This window comes from Candidatus Darwinibacter acetoxidans, from assembly GCF_041936445.1.
Taxonomy (GTDB): Bacteria; Bacillota; Limnochordia; order Darwinibacteriales; family Darwinibacteriaceae; genus DTU010.
The window spans coordinates 1-15193 of the sequence record NZ_JBHGXH010000294.1 but is presented as its reverse complement, the minus strand read 5'-3'; the positions used below and the strand labels follow the sequence as shown (position 1 = coordinate 15193).

Annotated in this window: 21 protein-coding genes; 1 reads left to right on the top strand and 20 read right to left on the bottom strand. The window is 56.3% G+C overall.

Annotated features, from left to right (window positions below):
- Positions 1-24: 24 nt before the first annotated feature.
- From ACE4YL_RS11585 to ACE4YL_RS11545, 9 genes are all read right to left on the bottom strand, one after another.
- Entirely contained in the window at positions 25-1542 is a 1518-nt protein-coding gene (locus ACE4YL_RS11585) for a glycoside hydrolase family 43 protein (RefSeq protein ID WP_461360341.1), read from the bottom strand.
- 72 nt (positions 1543-1614) lie between these two features.
- The gene (locus ACE4YL_RS11580) at positions 1615-2112 is read right to left on the bottom strand and encodes a hypothetical protein (RefSeq protein WP_461365105.1); all 498 of its coding nucleotides are present in this window, start codon (positions 2110-2112) and stop codon (positions 1615-1617) included.
- Positions 2113-2611: 499 nt separating this feature from the next.
- Positions 2612-3253: an ABC-2 transporter permease gene (locus ACE4YL_RS11575; protein ID WP_461359303.1), complete on the bottom strand. Its 642-nt coding sequence runs from the start codon at positions 3251-3253 to the stop codon at positions 2612-2614.
- Positions 3246-3992, bottom strand: a complete 747-nt coding sequence (locus ACE4YL_RS11570) for an ABC transporter ATP-binding protein (RefSeq protein ID WP_461359307.1) — start codon at positions 3990-3992, stop codon at positions 3246-3248. Before ACE4YL_RS11570 ends, ACE4YL_RS11575 begins: the two co-directional genes overlap by 8 nt.
- Entirely contained in the window at positions 3992-4453 is a 462-nt protein-coding gene (locus ACE4YL_RS11565; protein WP_461359302.1) for a helix-turn-helix domain-containing protein, read from the bottom strand. The genes ACE4YL_RS11570 and ACE4YL_RS11565 overlap by 1 nt, the downstream gene beginning before the upstream one ends.
- A 152-nt stretch (positions 4454-4605) precedes the next feature.
- Entirely contained in the window at positions 4606-6036 is a 1431-nt protein-coding gene (locus ACE4YL_RS11560; RefSeq protein WP_461359301.1) for a S41 family peptidase, read from the bottom strand.
- 28 nt (positions 6037-6064) lie between these two features.
- Positions 6065-6820 carry a GNAT family N-acetyltransferase gene (locus ACE4YL_RS11555; RefSeq protein ID WP_461359306.1) on the bottom strand — a complete coding sequence of 252 codons (756 nt, stop codon included), beginning with the start codon at positions 6818-6820 and terminating at the stop codon, positions 6065-6067.
- A 268-nt stretch (positions 6821-7088) separates the two neighbouring features.
- Positions 7089-7439 (bottom strand): hypothetical protein, encoded by a 351-nt coding sequence (locus ACE4YL_RS11550; protein WP_461359300.1) that lies wholly within the window; start codon positions 7437-7439, stop codon positions 7089-7091.
- A 161-nt stretch (positions 7440-7600) separates the two neighbouring features.
- Positions 7601-7786 carry a hypothetical protein gene (locus ACE4YL_RS11545; RefSeq protein WP_461359299.1) on the bottom strand — a complete coding sequence of 62 codons (186 nt, stop codon included), beginning with the start codon at positions 7784-7786 and terminating at the stop codon, positions 7601-7603.
- A 313-nt stretch (positions 7787-8099) separates the two neighbouring features.
- Between ACE4YL_RS11545 and ACE4YL_RS11540 the strand changes: the two genes are divergently transcribed.
- Positions 8100-8978 (top strand): DegV family protein, encoded by an 879-nt coding sequence (locus ACE4YL_RS11540; protein ID WP_461359298.1) that lies wholly within the window; start codon positions 8100-8102, stop codon positions 8976-8978.
- A 111-nt stretch (positions 8979-9089) separates the two neighbouring features.
- Here the strand turns inward: ACE4YL_RS11540 and ACE4YL_RS11535 are convergent, their stop codons facing one another.
- From ACE4YL_RS11535 to ACE4YL_RS11485, 11 genes are all read right to left on the bottom strand, one after another.
- Positions 9090-9398 carry a hypothetical protein gene (locus ACE4YL_RS11535; RefSeq protein ID WP_461359297.1) on the bottom strand — a complete coding sequence of 103 codons (309 nt, stop codon included), beginning with the start codon at positions 9396-9398 and terminating at the stop codon, positions 9090-9092.
- Positions 9355-9858, bottom strand: coding sequence for a hypothetical protein (locus ACE4YL_RS11530; protein ID WP_461360338.1), 504 nt, complete (start codon positions 9856-9858; stop codon positions 9355-9357). The genes ACE4YL_RS11535 and ACE4YL_RS11530 overlap by 44 nt, the downstream gene beginning before the upstream one ends.
- Entirely contained in the window at positions 9849-10046 is a 198-nt protein-coding gene (locus ACE4YL_RS11525; protein ID WP_461360337.1) for a hypothetical protein, read from the bottom strand. Before ACE4YL_RS11525 ends, ACE4YL_RS11530 begins: the two co-directional genes overlap by 10 nt.
- Positions 10037-10888 carry a serine hydrolase domain-containing protein gene (locus ACE4YL_RS11520; protein ID WP_461360336.1) on the bottom strand — a complete coding sequence of 284 codons (852 nt, stop codon included), beginning with the start codon at positions 10886-10888 and terminating at the stop codon, positions 10037-10039. The genes ACE4YL_RS11525 and ACE4YL_RS11520 overlap by 10 nt, the downstream gene beginning before the upstream one ends.
- Positions 10889-11034: 146 nt before the next feature.
- Positions 11035-11277, bottom strand: a complete 243-nt coding sequence (locus ACE4YL_RS11515; protein WP_461359294.1) for a hypothetical protein — start codon at positions 11275-11277, stop codon at positions 11035-11037.
- Between the two features lie 144 nt (positions 11278-11421).
- A complete protein-coding gene (locus ACE4YL_RS11510) occupies positions 11422-12426 on the bottom strand; it encodes an ADP-ribosylglycohydrolase family protein (RefSeq protein WP_461359293.1) in 1005 nt (334 codons plus the stop codon).
- Between the two features lie 138 nt (positions 12427-12564).
- Entirely contained in the window at positions 12565-12807 is a 243-nt protein-coding gene (locus ACE4YL_RS11505; protein ID WP_461359292.1) for a DUF1801 domain-containing protein, read from the bottom strand.
- Positions 12801-12944: a hypothetical protein gene (locus tag ACE4YL_RS11500; protein WP_461359291.1), complete on the bottom strand. Its 144-nt coding sequence runs from the start codon at positions 12942-12944 to the stop codon at positions 12801-12803. Before ACE4YL_RS11500 ends, ACE4YL_RS11505 begins: the two co-directional genes overlap by 7 nt.
- Positions 12945-13438: 494 nt before the next feature.
- On the bottom strand, positions 13439-14272 hold the full coding sequence (locus ACE4YL_RS11495; RefSeq protein ID WP_461359290.1) for a sugar phosphate isomerase/epimerase family protein: 834 nt from the start codon (positions 14270-14272) through the stop codon (positions 13439-13441).
- 55 nt (positions 14273-14327) lie between these two features.
- On the bottom strand, positions 14328-14543 hold the full coding sequence (locus ACE4YL_RS11490; protein WP_461359289.1) for a GNAT family N-acetyltransferase: 216 nt from the start codon (positions 14541-14543) through the stop codon (positions 14328-14330).
- Positions 14540-14989, bottom strand: coding sequence for a hypothetical protein (locus tag ACE4YL_RS11485; protein WP_461360335.1), 450 nt, complete (start codon positions 14987-14989; stop codon positions 14540-14542). The genes ACE4YL_RS11490 and ACE4YL_RS11485 overlap by 4 nt, the downstream gene beginning before the upstream one ends.
- Positions 14990-15193 lie beyond the last annotated feature (204 nt).

Sequence of the window (15193 nt, the reverse complement as noted above, 5' to 3'; positions counted from 1 at the left end):
AGCCCCTTTGCGCTTCAAACTGCCTTAAGCAAGCTGCTTTACAGTGAAATAATCGAAATAGGCTTCGCCCCTGCTGGCAAACAAGCCCAGGTAAACCCCTGTAAAGGTCATCATCATGGTCCCTTCCGTACAAAGACCAGCCGTCTTACCCGTGCCCAGGGTGATCCATTCCCCATCCAGGCGGTACTTGAACACATAGTCCTCTTTCCCCGTTTCGATCTCGAGCTCAACTTCACCCGAGAAGTCAATGGGCCTCTTTTCGGCGATGTGGTAGATGTCATGAACCTTCTTGGCCAGGACAACGTAGTGCTGGCCGGACTCTTGGGTCACATAGATCTCATAGTGGTAATGCATGTTGTAATACGCCGCCAGCCCCGCCTGCTGTCCTTCGGCCATGTGCTCAATCAAGAGCTTCGTGCGGGCCTCCAGTTCGAACTCCTGCTGCCTGATCCCCACAAAAGTGGGATGGTGATCGTTTAGCGTTTCCCCGCCGGCTGACAGCCGGAGATAGCCCCTCTTGGCCGTAAGGCTGTAGTTCTCCCGGCGGGGGTTGCGGACAAAGTTCCACTCCAGGCGGAGCGTCTCATGGTCAAAATCATCGGCGAAGTCCACGGTAGCCGCCTTCTTGGTTACCGGAGCCGGGAGATCTGCCTCCATCTCCAGGGCAATCCGGCCCCGATCCCCCACCACCGGCCAGCCATCTTCATCCCAAGTAACGGGGGCGAGAAACGTTTCCCGCCCCAGGTTGTGGAGCAGTACCTCCGGCAAGGGCCGTATCGCCAAGCAGACCAGCCACCACTTGCCGGATGCATCTTCCACCAGGTCTGCGTGGCCTGTGGCTTGGATGGGCGAGCCCATGAAGTCCTTGTGGGAAAGGATGGGATTGTGGGGACAGGGTTCATAGGGGCCCCAGGGACTGCGGCTGCGGAAGATGGTTTCCATATGACCATATTCGGTGCCGCCCTCGGCGATCATGAGGTAATAGTAGCCGTTGATCTTGTAGAGGTGGGGAGCCTCTGGATGCTTCCCCCCCGCCCCATAGCTGATCATCTCCGTTCTGCTGAGCTTCTCCCCTGTAAAGGGATCGATCTCGAACAGGGCGATCCCCTGTTTCCCCCGTTCATCCAAGGCAGTGCCGCAGTAGTAGACTTTCCCATCATCATCAAACAGCAGGGAGGGATCGATCCCGCTGTGGTCAATCCAGTGCGGCTCCGACCACTTCCCCCGGATATCCTTGGTGTGCACAACAAAATTGCCTTGGTGGGAGACATTTGTGGTGATCATGAAAAAGGTTCCATCGTGGTAGCGGATGGTGGGCGCGAAGATACCCTTGGAACAGCGGCAGTTCTCCAGATTCAGCTGGCTGTCCTCGGTTAAGCAGTAGTTGATCAACTCCCACTCCACCAAGTTCCTGCTGTGGTAAATGGGGACTCCTGGGAAGAACTCAAAAGTGGACGTGACTAAGTAGAAGTCTTCCCCAACCCGGCAGATGCTGGGATCGGGGTTAAAACCCTCAATGATTGGATTGCGGTACTTAGCCATTTTCTACCCCCCACGCTGATAGGTGCCGAAGACCGGCCTGAGCCAGCTCTCTGCGCCTCCTCCAGAAGACGTTCAAGCTTGCTGAAGGAGATTCTCTATTTCCCCCTTTGATCCCTTGTCCAATACTCCGCCGGTGAGCGCTTTGGCGATGAAGCCCTCAATTTCAGCTGTCTGATGGCGCACTTTTATGCTGCACAGGACCCTCAAGATGTCCAGCAGTATGGATTTACGCATGGATTCTCTAACGCCCATGGGGTCAAAGCAGACAAGGCGCGCCGCTATCCTCCCCGCCAGGTGCGGCTTCTCCGCGGCAATCTTGCCCAGCCCTTGGATGCAGTGGCGGATGGTGATGGTCTTTTCATCGTGGAGGAGCTCCAGGTACTCGTCAAGGGCAGCCTCCATCCTGTTTTCCGCAAGCAGCATGAGCCCGATGCCTCTCTGATACGAGTTGCGGCTCTGGAGCTTGCTGCGGAAGGTGTCCCAATAGGGATAGACATCGGCGGAGAACGCGGATCTGCTCTGCAAAAGGAGAAGGGCCCGATACCTTTTCTCATCGTCTTTGGTCGTCAACGCCGAGACCAGCTCGGCAAGATCCTCCTAGGTTAGCGCCTTGGCAGCTTCCAACAAAGCGCTGCCATCCTCAACTTTTCCGCCCACTGGGCAGCCCTCCCCGGGAAGTTCCGGTCCACCCACATGAAAAACCAGCGCTCTAGAGGGAAGTATTAGTAACCATCCTGCCAATGACCTCGCAGTCTCTTTCCTCCCCGTGCACTCTGCGGCGGATCTCGAGGTGCTGGTCACCTGCTTCCCTGGGGTGGAGAGCGCTCAGAAGCTGCTTCCGGCAAGAGGGCTCCCACCCCTTCCTCGAGGGCAGACATGCACCGGCAGGCGGCGCCATGGGGAATATGGTGTAGAGCACAAATTGCTAGGGCACACTTTCCACCAACCACCTGGTCTTTTGTGGATCACTTCGGCTCTGCGGAACCGCCTCCTGCCATTTCCTGGGTCCAGGCTCTGACTGCGGCAAAATAAACGTGCCGAGCCTGCATGATCCCTGCCCCAACTCCCCTTACAAGTTAACCTTTTCAAAGCGCTTAGCTGCGACTGTGAATGCGGCTAGCATGGCCGTGGGGTAGATGGCCAGGCCCGCAAGGAGAATGGGCAGCTGGCGCAGCAGGTCCGCGGGCTGCACGCTGTCCAACCAAGCAAAGGCCGGTATGTGGGCCAGGACCTCCATAGTTAGAACAACTACCGAGGCTGGGACAATGGCAAGCAGAAACGCCTTCCCCACTTTGAAGCCGGTCCTAAAGAACTCGGTGAGGAAGATGAAGTTGAAGATGGCATAGATGATCAAGCCAAATCCATAGAAAGCCGCATTGGCTTCGATCCCCGCGGGGTTGCCCGCGGGGAGGACCCTCACTCTTAAGAAGGCAAAGGGCAGGGAGATGAGCACCTGTGCCAGCTGTGCTGCGGCGAAAAGCAGGCATTTGCCCTTCACAATATCCCGCTTGCCGATGGGCAGCAGGGCAGTGTAGTGGAGATCATTGGTCTCCCTGGCGTAGCCCATGGTAATAAACGGGCCCAAGCAGCCAAACATGAACACCATGCCGTAAGGGTAGGCGGGAACCAGAACCAGGGCCCCCAGGAGCGTGAATACATAAAGATTGGGGTGGGCCGCCAGGCGCAGCTCTTTGTACAGCAGCTTAGACACGGTAACTCCTCCTCTCTGTGCGGATCATGATCTCCTCCAGGGTGAGCTCGCCTTGTTCCCCATCTCCCTTCAGGTGCTGGAAGGAGCGGATGAACTCGCCCTTTTCCGCGCTGCGCAGCAGCTTCCCGTCTCTGATGTAGCTGATGTCATCGGCACATTTGTCCAGGTCAGAGGTGATATGGGTGGAATAGAGGATGCTCCTGGTACCGTCTTGAACCAGCGCCCGAAAAAGCCCCAGCAGGTCATCACGGGAGACGGGGTCCAGACCGCTGGTGGGCTCATCAAAGATGAGGAGCTGCGCCCCGTGGGATAGGGCCAAGGCCACCATGTATTTCACCTTCATCCCCGAGGAAAGCTCGTTCACCTTTTTCTCCGGATCCAAAGCGAACATCTCCAGATAGCGGGCATAGGCCTGATCATCCCAGTCTCGGTAGAACCGCTTGGTAACCTCAGTGATCTGGGTGAGTCTTTTGTGTTTGTAAAAGTCCACGCCGCCGAAAACCACGCCAATCCGCTGTTTGCAGCTCTCCTCATGGCTGCGGAAATCCAGGCCGAACATCTCCACCGAACCGCCGTCGGGGCGCACCAGGTTCAAAATGCACTTTAAGGTGGTGGTCTTTCCTGCGCCGTTCCGACCGATCAAGCCCATAATCCTGCCGGGCTGCAGGGAGAAACTCACATCCTCCAGAGTAAACTTGGGATAGCGCTTAACAAGGTTCCTTACCACGAGCATTTTTATCAGTCCCCCTTGCTGGGAAAGATCTCTGTCAGAACCCCACCGGTCATCTTCAGGAATACATCACTGGCGATGAGGGCGATCCCCTTGGTCAGGGGGCTGGTGTCCCCTAAAACCACCAGCGTGTCACCTGGCTGAAGGTTGAGGGTGTCCCGGGCCTTTTTGGGCAGTACGATCTGGCCCCGCTCCCCCAAGGTAACCACGCCGAAGATGTGTTTGTTGCGGGGCGGGATGGGCATCCCCTCTTTTTGCGCATCGTGGCGCACCAAGTCCGTGAGGGAAACCTCAAAAAGATCCGCTAAGGCCTCGCAGTTGAGGATATCGGGCAGGGACTCGCCCCGCTCCCATTTGGCCACCGCCTGGCGGGAAACACCGATGTACTCCGCCACCTGTTCCTGGGTCAGTCCGCTGCGGCTGCGGAGATAGCGGAGGTTATCCGCGATATTACCCTTTGAACTTTTCATTCTTTTCATACCCCCCAAGTCTATGATACAGGCAGTATTCCCCCTTGCAAACCAACCAAAGCGCACACGTTTTGTTAGTTTTGGTTGCCCGCGGCCTAGACCCGGCAGCGACACCCAACTAAAAAGAGGTGTTCCCTGGGGAGAGCACCTCTTCACCGTTTTTCCCTAAGTAAGTCCATGGCCCTGGTCAAGGCAGTATCCACTCCCCGGTGGTAATCCGCCAGGGTCTGCTCGGCAAAGACCTGGGGCTGTTTGACCTGGCCTTCCAAGGGCCCGAACTGGGCATCCCGCAGTTCCTGGAAGCCGTAACTCAGCACATATTTACCGCTGGGCAGCAGCACACCCGTGGGCAGACCGTGCCCTGTACAGGCCACTTCGGTCCCCACCACCACTGCCAGGTCGTGTTCCAGGACCGCCCCCACAAACCGGTCCGCGGAGCTGAACACCAGCCTGTCGGTGAGGACAACCACAGGCCGAGAGCGGAAGAACTCCTCCCTGCTAGGTTTGACCTTCCAGCAGTACCAGGCGCTGTAACCCTCTTCCCGCGCTCCCCTGATCCGCCTTCCCAGCAGCGTTTCATAAAGGGGCCTCAACCGGTAGACCTGGCCCATACGGGGAGAGCGCCGGTAGCGGTAGGTTGCCACTACGGTTTCTTCCCTCACCAGGTAGGACAAAAGCTCCCGGAAGCTCTCATTTCCCCCGCTGTTGCCCCTCAGATCCAGGATCACGCCCTCCACGTCCGCCCCCTTGAGCTCAGCCGCGATCTGCTCCAGCCGGATGCGGAACTCCTTGGGCTCCACTTCAAAGCTGGGCACGGCGATCCGGGCGATTCCGTCTTCTAAGACGCAAGAAGGGTAGGGATCCCCTTCAGGCAGGGCGCGCCCAGCCTGCGCTGCGCTTGGCACGCTGAATCTGCAGTCGCCTCTGCGCCCTTCGGGGGTCCTGAAGGTGATCTCCAATTCCCCTGGGAAGGGGTGGCTGATCAGGGCTAGGTAGTGGAGATAAAGGCCATTGGCCAGGACCCTGGCGGCAACTGCCTGCTCTGTGGCCCCGTAGAAAAAGTGCCGGCTGGCCTCTTCCAACAGCTCTAGAAAGGGGATCCCGCTCAGCGTCAGGATTTCCGACCCCACAGGCAGCAGGGGCAGCCTCGTTTCGGCAATGATCGGAACTCCTTCTACCAAACGCACTGTGAAAAGGTTCTTGAGGGCGGGGTCAAAGTCGTAGAGCTGCCGTTCCACCTCGGGGAGGCCCCGATAGGGCCCCAGCGCCACGTGCCCGTCCCGCAGTTCGGATAGAAACCGGCTGGCCAGCCGGAAGAATTCCTTCTCAGTGCGCACCTGGGCCAGGCCAGCGGAGTAACGGGCATAGAGCTCGTCCCAGTCAAAGCCCAGCATTTCCTCTTTGTAGGCGAGGTTGACATAGTTGTCGCGGATCTCTTCGTAGATGAAGCGCAGGTCCCGGGCGAAGGTTTCCTGCAGGGAAAGCCCCGGGGTCTGGTCTGCCCTCCCCACCGGGCCAGCGGGGGGTGCAATACAGCCGGCCAGCAGGAGAACCACTGCGCTCAGAATTACTGCTCTGGGCATGGTACCAACTCCTTTTGCTCCCCACTGGTTACCAAGGGTAGAGGCAGTAACACGGATACTCCCGGTCTAAAGCATAGCCCAGTTTCTGGGCCAGGGCCAGCGACTCCTTACTATGGGCATCCCAATTTGGGTAGAGCCCCCGCTTCAAGCACTCTAGAATCAAAGCCGCCCCGCAGACGGTGGCCAGTCCCCGGCGGCGGTAGTCTACCCTGGTGTCGATTTCCACCTCGATCCCGCCCCGGAAAAAGGCATAGGCGGAAGCACCGGAGACCAGCTCCCCGCGGTGGAGGATGACAACGCCCAGGGCGTTAGCCGCGAACTGGCTGTAGCTGGCGAAGTTCCCGCACAGAGACCTGGCCCAGGGGAGGGCCAAAATCTCTTCGTAGAGCCCCTGATCAATGGGACGCAGCTCAAAGCCGGCGGGCAATCCCCCGGCCAGCTCCGCGAGTTTCCCGCGGTCAAACCTGCTGGGGTCCTGTTTGGTGGCATAGCGGATCCAGGGAACAGCCCGCGCCCCGTAGAACGCCTTGACGCCTTCCTCCCAGTCAGCATCGGGAGGCACCATGAGTACACCCTGGCCCACATAGTCCTGGGGTTTGGTGGCGATCAGCTCTGTGTTCACCTTACCCCCGAAAAAGCAGAAATCCCCAACGTAAATGGCGGCTGAGCGCGGCTGCGCCAGATCATCGGCGTAGGCATAGCCCATGCAGTCCTCCAGGCAGGACCGGATCATGGTATGCTCCTGGCCGGCAAAAAGCGGTGCAATGGTGCTTTTGTCAACCACTTTGTACAAAGCCATCCTTCTGCTTTACCCCTTTCCCTTGCGCCTCACCCTGGCCGTCCGGGAGGGATACCCTGCTCCAGCTTCTGTTCAGCGAAAGCCAGGAAGTGGGTTTCGTTGTAGATTTCTCCATGGCCCAAACATACCCTTGCAGCAAATCCCACTTGAGGGCTTGCATGAGAAAAGAGGCAGCGCTCTTCCCGGTCTCAGAAGAGCTCTGCCTCATCAGTTTAGCGCCAAACCTTTGGTCAGCGCGGAAGAGTCCGTTCCCCTACCAGAAGCACATCCCGCAGTCGTCACACATGTAACTCCTATTTTGGGGATTGTAAAAGGTGTTGGGGCTGCCGCACAACTTGCACTCCGGGTTCTTCTTTTCCTCTTCTTCATCTCCACCGGTCACCACATCAAGCTCGCTGGGTGAGAGCTCCTCGTCGCGGGGACGCAGGAAAGTCAAAAGCTTTCCCGCTTGCTCTTCTTCTAGTTCGAAACCTATGCTTCCCCCCAGCTCCATGAGTTCTGCCGCTGTACGGCAGCGCGCCGCTTCCCTGATGACTTCCTCACGGTTGTCACCCAAACGGGCAAGTAGCCTTTGAATGTTGATTTGACACACTCCTTCAGTCATTTTGACTCGTCAACAAGAAAGTCCACCGCCCTGCTGCGGACGGTACCCTTCCCTAGCACACTACTAGGAACTTGGGCGCCGTTCCTCCCCCTTTTTCCTTTTGGATACCCGGAGTGACCTTTTGCCGCTATTTCGGTGCAGACCAACTCGCTCTGAAGGTGTCACGGAACCAGAGGCAGCGGCTTTCCCTCAACAACAGTCAGGCGAGGCGGCTTCTTCTGCTGCAGCAAGAATTCGGCAACATCCCTCTCCAGGTCGTTTTGCCCGTATGGCAGCAGGATCAAGTGCTGGTATTCCCCTTGGATCACGATCATGCTGGCCTGGGGCAAAGCGAAAAACGTCTTCACCGCACTTTCCCGCGGCGGATACGGAGCGAATTCCGATTGGGCAAGCAAAGCTGAACACCCCAAGCAGCGTCTCTGGAACTAGCTTCCGTAAGATGACACTGTTTTTTATGCCACTCCTTTCCAATACTAGAGTTGTGCACACCCCTTTTTTCCCTTTTCCTCCTGTGGGTGCCCAGCGGCAACAAAAAATGTGATCACCGGCAGTGGGGCTGAAACGGCTGGGCGGGGCGCTTTTGGGGGCATACTCCCTTTGTGATAAAAGAAGCACTCCAGGCCATGCAGGATCTGTGCCTTCTTAAGGGAATAACTGCAGATGAAGCAAGTTTATTTGAAAGTTGGTGAAAGCGTGAAGCGTATCGCCATTGTAACTGACAGTGCCGCGAGTGTGCCTCCGGAGCTGGCCAGGGAAGTTGAGCTGGAAATCGTTCCGGTGGGCATTCAAATCGACAACCAATTCCACCGTGAGGGCCTGGACCTAAGTCCTGAGGAGTTCTACGCGCAGCTGGAGGAAAAAGAGAATATCACAACTTCTCAGCCTTCTCCCGGGGATTTCCTCGACATCTACACGAGACTCGTGGACAGAGCCAAAGAGATTATCTCCATCCATGTCACTTCCAGGCAGAGCGGCACCGTGCAGGTGGCTCGACTCCTGAAGGAACACATTCCCATCCCCATCACCGTGGTTGATTCGGAATCAGCCAGCATGGGGCAGGGATTTGCCGCGCTGGCCGCTGCCCGGGCTGCCCTTTTAGGCAAGGGCCGGGAAGAGATCTTGGAGATCATAGAGCGGGTCAAGGAGAAAACGACCGTGTTTGTGGCTGTCCCCACCCTGAAGTACCTGGCCCGCAGCGGTAAGGTCAGCCGGGTGCAGGCTATGGTGGCTTCGCTGCTAACCATCAAACCCATCTTGGGGATCAGGGATGGTCTAGTGCAGGCCGTGGACAAAAAACGCTCCTACGGGCAGGCCCTGCAGCGCATGATTGCCCTTGTGGAAGAGCGTTTCCCAAGCGAGAGGCTGACCGTCGCCGTGCTGCACAGCAATGCCCGGGACAAAGCAGAGGAGTTTAAGCAGAGGGTCGAGGAGCGCCTGCGCTGCGCTCAAGTGTTCATCACCGAAATGGGAGCCTCCCTGGCTGTCCACGGAGGCCAAGGCATGCTGGGCATTGCCGCCTGTCCCGCCGATGAACTTTAAAAAGCGATACTCGTACGTAAAGCCGCCGCGGTAATCCGCAGCGGCTTTTATTAACCAAAGGCGGTGCCAGAAGGCGAATCAGGCGAGGGAAAGGGCGATCTGCTGACCTGCTCAGCCCAGATCTCCGGGTGCAGTAACCGTGAGCTCAGCTCCCGGCTCGCCTATGAAGAGCAGGTACCGCCCTTCCTCCACAGCGGCCTCGCGTTCCGGCGATGTGAGGCTGTCATACGCCACCTCCAGCTCCCCAGAGAACACCACAACCCTTCCCGGCCCTGTAAACTCAAAACCAGCTTTGCCGCTAAATCCCAGCCTGCCCCCTTCGTTTTCGCCTGCAGATCCTATCTGCAAACGGGCGCCGGAGCCGATGGTGCTAAGCTCAGCCGCGTCCCTGAACACATAGCCGTGATTGTAGAGCCGCATCTCGCCCTGCTCTTCCCGCACAAACATCTCGAACTGGTCGCGGATATAATGGGAAAGCCATCTTGGTGCTGCTTGGGTCGCTGAGGGCCAGCGGTGTGTAATAGGTGCCGTCGAATAAAACTACATAACCCGGCAGTTCGGGGAGCGCGATTGTCCGGGCCATCCACGGCAAGAGATCGTGCCTGCTCAGGTTGCGGAGCAGCCAGGTCCTGCCGGCGAACGCCGGGTCATCCACTTCGGCTTCAGGCATCAGCTTTTCAAAAATGACATAGCCCGCATCTGAGCTGTCCGGATGACCGAGGATGACGCTGCCGAGCTCCCCCTCAGAGAAAGGATAGCTGGTGCCGCTGGGAGTGTAGAACCTGCCATAAGCCCGGTACGCCGCGGTGATGTACGGTGTATAACCTATTCCATCGAAGACAGCTATAACGATCCCGCTCTTGTCCTCAGTCAGCTGCACCTGGAAGAGCCCCAGCGGCGAGTTGTAAAACCCTTCGATCTGCTGGAGATCTTGGGGAACTCCGCTTCCGGAGACAGGACAGCTGAAGTAACTGGGCCTTCCGCAAGCCCCAAGTCTTCTAAGGCGGCTTCAAGCACCGCATCTGCCACCGCTACGGGATCGGCTGTCCCGGCAAAGATCACCCCCACGCTGATGCGCTCCTAGGGGCCACATACAGTTCAGCGCTGTAATGAAGTGTCCTGCCGCTTTTGGCCAGCACATCAACGCCTAGGGGCCTGAACTTGTAGACCTGCACCTGGTCCCAGCCCAGTCCACTATCTATGAGGGGAGCGCCCGCGGGAACGGTTTCCGGCCCATACTGGGCTCTGGTGTACTCTGCCAACATGGCCGGCGTGAGCATGGATCCAACCTGGAAGATCTCTCCGAACTTGCAGAGGTCCACCGCGGCGGAAGCTATGCCGCCGCTGGCCAGGGCGTTCAAGTGCTCGAGGGGCAGGGGGAACTCACTCTCCCCCTCGTATACCCTGGCCACGTTTGCGCTGCCCTCTTTTAAGTAGGCGCTGGTGTTGGTCATACCCAGCTTGCTGAAGATGTTCTGCTCTACAAAGTCGGCGTAGCTGAGGCCGGAAACCCTCTCAACCAAGGCCAGGGCAACCGTGAAGCCATCGTTGCAGTAGACACTGATCCGCCCCGGATCGTTAACCAGCGAGGTGGTCCGCAGCCGTTCCAGAGTCTCCTGAACGAACGCCCTGTTCTTCACCGCCGTCGCGGAGTCCTTGTTGATGGTGCCTGGGATGCCGGAAGTGTGGTTGAGGAGCATGCGTACGGTGATCTCCTTGTACCTCTCGTCCACCATCACAAACTCCGGGAGGTAATCCAACACAAGCCTATCGCGTTGTAGCGGAGGTCTTCTCCGTCGCTGGCCTTCACCTTGTTGCGGAAAGAACCCAGCCTTTCGGCCACTCCCCGGTAAAGTGACGCCATTTTCGTGAGCAAGTCCGCTTTTGCACCTGTCAAGAGAGGAACACATTCGCCAAGGTATTCTACGGCACACCTTCTGGCATCGATCAGGCTGAGCAGCAGGTAGTCATTTACGGCCAGCAGCCTTTCAACGTCGTCCTTGGAGCTGCTCTGATCCCAGAAGCCGTCATTGCGCAGTCCGGCTATCCATCTTTCCTAGGCCTCTGCTCCCTGGAAATACCCGCTGCTGCACTCCGCCTCAAAGGATTGAACAAGGGTGTGCAGTGACGCCACTAGATTGTCCAGATCACTTGGTCTCGCCTTTTTCTCACCAAAGTGCATGATCAAAAACGGCCAGAAGTCGCTTTCCAGATAGTCTTGGCTCTCGTTCCAGTAATCCTTGTCGAAGTACGTCCGGCAGTAGAGTACCTTGCCGTTTTCCGCGTAGCCCGTGATCACTCCCTACTCTGGGGCCACCCTAAGGTTGATCGCACCCTGGAGGGCCATAGGTTTTGCACTACCGAGGGGGCGCCTCCTCACGCCAGCATAGGACCACCTATCCTCAAAAAAAGACCGCAGCCTTCACTGCAGTGGGGCAGCAAACTAAGACTGGCTACCCGTGTCGCGACGCGCCAAGGCCAGACTGAACTCGTAACAGGCTTTTTCCAAGTATTCTCTCCTTACTAGCACGTCAAGCCAATCCTGGGGAATTGCCTCGTATCCATAGGCTAGCCCTGCTAATCCCCCTGCAATGGCCGCCACTGTGTCGGTGTCGCCTCCCAGATTGACCGCTTCTAGGATGCAGCTTGCATAGTCGTTGGTATTCAGCAAGCACCAAATGGCGGCCTCCAGTGAAGACACAACATAGCCGCTGCTGCTGATTTTTTCCCTAGGTATCTTCTTGAAATCTTCACTCCTTAGCCGCGAGAGATGGCCTAGTTCTTCAGCGTACTCAGGCTGCTTCTCGTAATACTCCATAGCCTTATGGATTCCGATCTTAATGGCATGTTCCAGATCAGAGCCGCTTAGGAGCATGGCCGCAATAGAAAGGTAGATCCCGCAGGCAATCTGGCTTCTCTTATGGGCATGGGTCAAAGCAGAGACGTTATGGATGATGTCAAATGCTTCACTGCTGTCCTGGAAGTTCACCCCATATACAGTACTGAGATAGAACACTAGGGGAAGTATTCGCATCAGAGATCCGTTGCCGTTGTCGTACTCACCGGTTCCCCCGCACTCTAGGGCAGGAACACCTCTTTCGAATCGTTCCAAGGCCGCACTTGTGGTTGTTCCCACGTCAAAGGTGTGTCCATCGGCTGTGAACTCACCCGCTTTGTACCATTTCAGGAAGTTGCGCATGATTTCATCGTAATCTAGCCCCTTAGCAAGACCGCTCATTAGGCAGAGGGTCATGCTGGTGTCATCTGACCAGGTGCCGGCAGGCTTGTTGTATGTACCGTAAGCCCTCATGCCAACCACAGGGTCTCGGGCCAGGGTTTCTCTTTCCCTGAACTCAACCGGCACACCCAGCGCATCGCCAACAGCCAAACCCATAATCCCGCTCAGGACAAGCCTACTTAAACCCACATTCCACTGGACTGGGTCCATACTGATAACCCCCTACTCATCTTTTCCTCAGCACGCTGATAATTAGCTCAGCTCTGCCGGGGATTTCGTGGCCGGAATGGATCACTCCTTGGCTAACAGGAATTCTCGCAGTTCTGGAACCAGGGTAAAAAGGCCGCACTAGCAGGAGCTATCCCCGCCGCTCCTCCACAGAGCCACAGCTGCGCAGATAAACTCCTCCAGCCCGGTGCTGGGAATGTCTATGGATTTCCGAATCCGGATGCATCCCTTCCCTGTATCGAACGGTTCCAACAGTGAGCCGACGTTGGGAATCTTGCTGATCTCACCCACATACAAACTCACATACCCCTTTTGGGCATTTAGACCGAAAAGATCCCCCTGTTCCGTGCCGTAACTCAACATCTTGTACTTGATACGCTCCTCCAGCTCAGGGCCGTGCTGCCCCTGATCAGCCGGCGCACCTCCAAGAGCTTTTCCTCGCGCCAGCCATTCTCCAACTTCTCCAGGTACTCTTCAGGGCTCTGTACATCGTACTGCATCCCCTTCACCCTTTCTTCTCTTGAGACTGGATTCTCTGCTCTTCTGGCAACTCCTTTCCCGGCACAGGTGCGTTCACGGAGCCAACAAGTAAGTGGGCCGAGCGCCGAAAGAAACCCGGGCTGGGATACTGCTACCCCAGCCCGTACAAACTACAAGTTCGAAGCGAAGTGCTCCATGGCTTCCTGCACCTCTGCGGCCGCTTCTGGCCTCACAACGGCAAGAATCTTCGGCGCGACTTCCTGGAAATACTCTTTGTCAAAGGTTCCCGCAGCGTAGCGGGCAAAGCTTTCCTCCAGCAGCGCTTGGACTGCTTCTTTCTTGTCTGCCTAAACCCGCTCCATGATAAAGTCATAAAACATCTTCTGCCCTTGATTCATAGCTCAGCACCCTTCCCGGCTTGGGATTTATGGGAAATACAACAAAGGATGGCAAAATCCTTCTGTTCACATCCGAGTTAGACTGTGTCAGGGGGGGCTGTCAGCTGAGGCAGGTTCTAGGCACTTGTGATGATCTCCAGCGCCCTTCGGAAGTCATCTTCTCCCCTGGGGCTGTTCAGCTCTAGAGTGATGTAGCCATCATAGCCCGAACCGCAGAATTCAGACAGGCACTTGATGATATCTAGGTTTCCGACCCTGGGCGCCAAGGTCCAGCCACTTTTGCCGGCTTGAACAACGCGGCCCTGGACATGCACGTTGAGTATGCGGTGTTTAAACCATGAAAGCTCAGCGAAGTTGTCGTAGAGAGAACACCAGTTGAGATCCAATGTGAAGCCGTAATCCTCGGGCATGATGGCGGCCAGCTCTTCCCACGCTTTGGCTTGGGTTAGACCTTCGGCACTTATGGGTATATTCTCCACGGCCAGGGGAACCTTGTGGTCTCTGGCCACTTCCCAAGCCAGCTGGAACAACCTGCCCAGATCCAGGCGCTCCGCGTGGGTATCCCACAAGTGCAGCACCGCAATCTGCGCCTGCAGCCGTTCTGCTCCCCACAAGTTCTCTTCCAGAATCCTCTGCCCCTCCAGTATGGTTTCCCTGTTTTGGGAGCAGAGCATGGTACCCACATCCCTGTTTACGTGGATGGCGGGAACGGCGATGTCGTTTGCGGAGCACAGATCCACTATCTCAGACACGCTTGCTTTCGGCGTACGGCTCCAATCCGCCGAAGTTGGGGTTCGCGGCGGGTGGCCTTTGTCCCATTCGGCCAGGAAAACCAGCTCGATACCCTGGAGGCCAAGCCGCCTGTAGCCTTCCACAATACCGGTGTAGTCATAGAACGGTCTGCCGACACAAATGGGCAGCACACCTGTGGAAACCAAATAACCCCTCACGCCAGTCACTCCTAGTCCGCAGAGTTTGGGAAGTCAACACTTTTCCGGGCATTCCTTAAGCGACACCAACTAAAGATAGCTCTTGGTACTGGTTCAATGCTGTTTTTTCTATAAAACATTCTGTTTGCTCCTCGCTGTTCGGTCCCCATAGCATCAAATATGTATTTTCAATATTGCTCGCCCCACTATGAACTGCGTCAAAGTCATTAAGTGTGAGCGGCCGCAATATAAGCCGCTCGGTTTCGAGCGTAACTGTTCCTAAATGTTTCATGCCGTTTCCTCCAGTAGTTTTTTGACTGCCGTAAACAAAGTGCCGTCTTTCACCTTATCTAATAAATCATTCGCCCAATTCGGAAAGCTCTCACGCTGGCAAGCGACATATAAAGAATACAGCGAATTGACTACATCATCCACCAACTTTTCACTCTCGTCATAATTGCCGTATTCCGTTAAAAGCGCTTTTCTGGCATCATCGCTGCCAAGAGAGCAGCAAACATTTCGGATGTCTGAATATACATACCCCTTGCCAAGCAGATTGTAGTCAAACACCAGCGCGGAGGAGTCATCACGGGCAACCACAAGGTTTGTATAGTGAAAATCATTGTAATTTAGCGTTCGTGGCAGTCTTATTGCAGCAGAGCGAATTTTATTAAGATTATCCTCAATAAGCGTCCAAACAGGCAATTGTATATTACGATCTGAAAAGACCACTGTCACGGAGAAATAAGGCCACTAAAACGGTGTGAGAAGGCCACCTTCACGGAAGAGAAGTCCAGTCTATTGTTTTCAGTCACGATAATTGTCCGGGTTTTGCTCAGGGTGTTTGACCGAATAACAGGGTTGAACCCGGTTCAAGTAGAATCCTCCTCTAGTTCAATTAGGGGAGGAAAGGGAGAAGCCTTGCCTGGTGGTCAAAGAGCT

Excerpts from the sequence above, each read along its gene's own strand:
- ACE4YL_RS11535 (WP_461359297.1), bottom strand. The coding sequence starts at position 9,398 with ATGCGGCTCTACAATCACGGCTATGTGTTCAGGGACGCGGCTGAGCTT.
- ACE4YL_RS11510 (WP_461359293.1), bottom strand. The coding sequence starts at position 12,426 with ATGGACCCAGTCCAGTGGAATGTGGGTTTAAGTAGGCTTGTCCTGAGC.
- ACE4YL_RS11500 (WP_461359291.1), bottom strand. The coding sequence starts at position 12,944 with ATGCAGTACGATGTACAGAGCCCTGAAGAGTACCTGGAGAAGTTGGAG.
- ACE4YL_RS11490 (WP_461359289.1), bottom strand. The coding sequence starts at position 14,543 with ATGAAACATTTAGGAACAGTTACGCTCGAAACCGAGCGGCTTATATTG.
- ACE4YL_RS11560 (WP_461359301.1), bottom strand. The coding sequence starts at position 6,036 with ATGCCCAGAGCAGTAATTCTGAGCGCAGTGGTTCTCCTGCTGGCCGGC.
- ACE4YL_RS11550 (WP_461359300.1), bottom strand. The coding sequence starts at position 7,439 with ATGACTGAAGGAGTGTGTCAAATCAACATTCAAAGGCTACTTGCCCGT.
- ACE4YL_RS11565 (WP_461359302.1), bottom strand. The coding sequence starts at position 4,453 with ATGAAAAGTTCAAAGGGTAATATCGCGGATAACCTCCGCTATCTCCGC.
- ACE4YL_RS11585 (WP_461360341.1), bottom strand. The coding sequence starts at position 1,542 with ATGGCTAAGTACCGCAATCCAATCATTGAGGGTTTTAACCCCGATCCC.
- ACE4YL_RS11520 (WP_461360336.1), bottom strand. The coding sequence starts at position 10,888 with ATGTGTTCCTCTCTTGACAGGTGCAAAAGCGGACTTGCTCACGAAAAT.
- ACE4YL_RS11505 (WP_461359292.1), bottom strand. The coding sequence starts at position 12,807 with ATGTTGAGTTACGGCACGGAACAGGGGGATCTTTTCGGTCTAAATGCC.
- ACE4YL_RS11540 (WP_461359298.1), top strand. The coding sequence starts at position 8,100 with ATGAAGCAAGTTTATTTGAAAGTTGGTGAAAGCGTGAAGCGTATCGCC.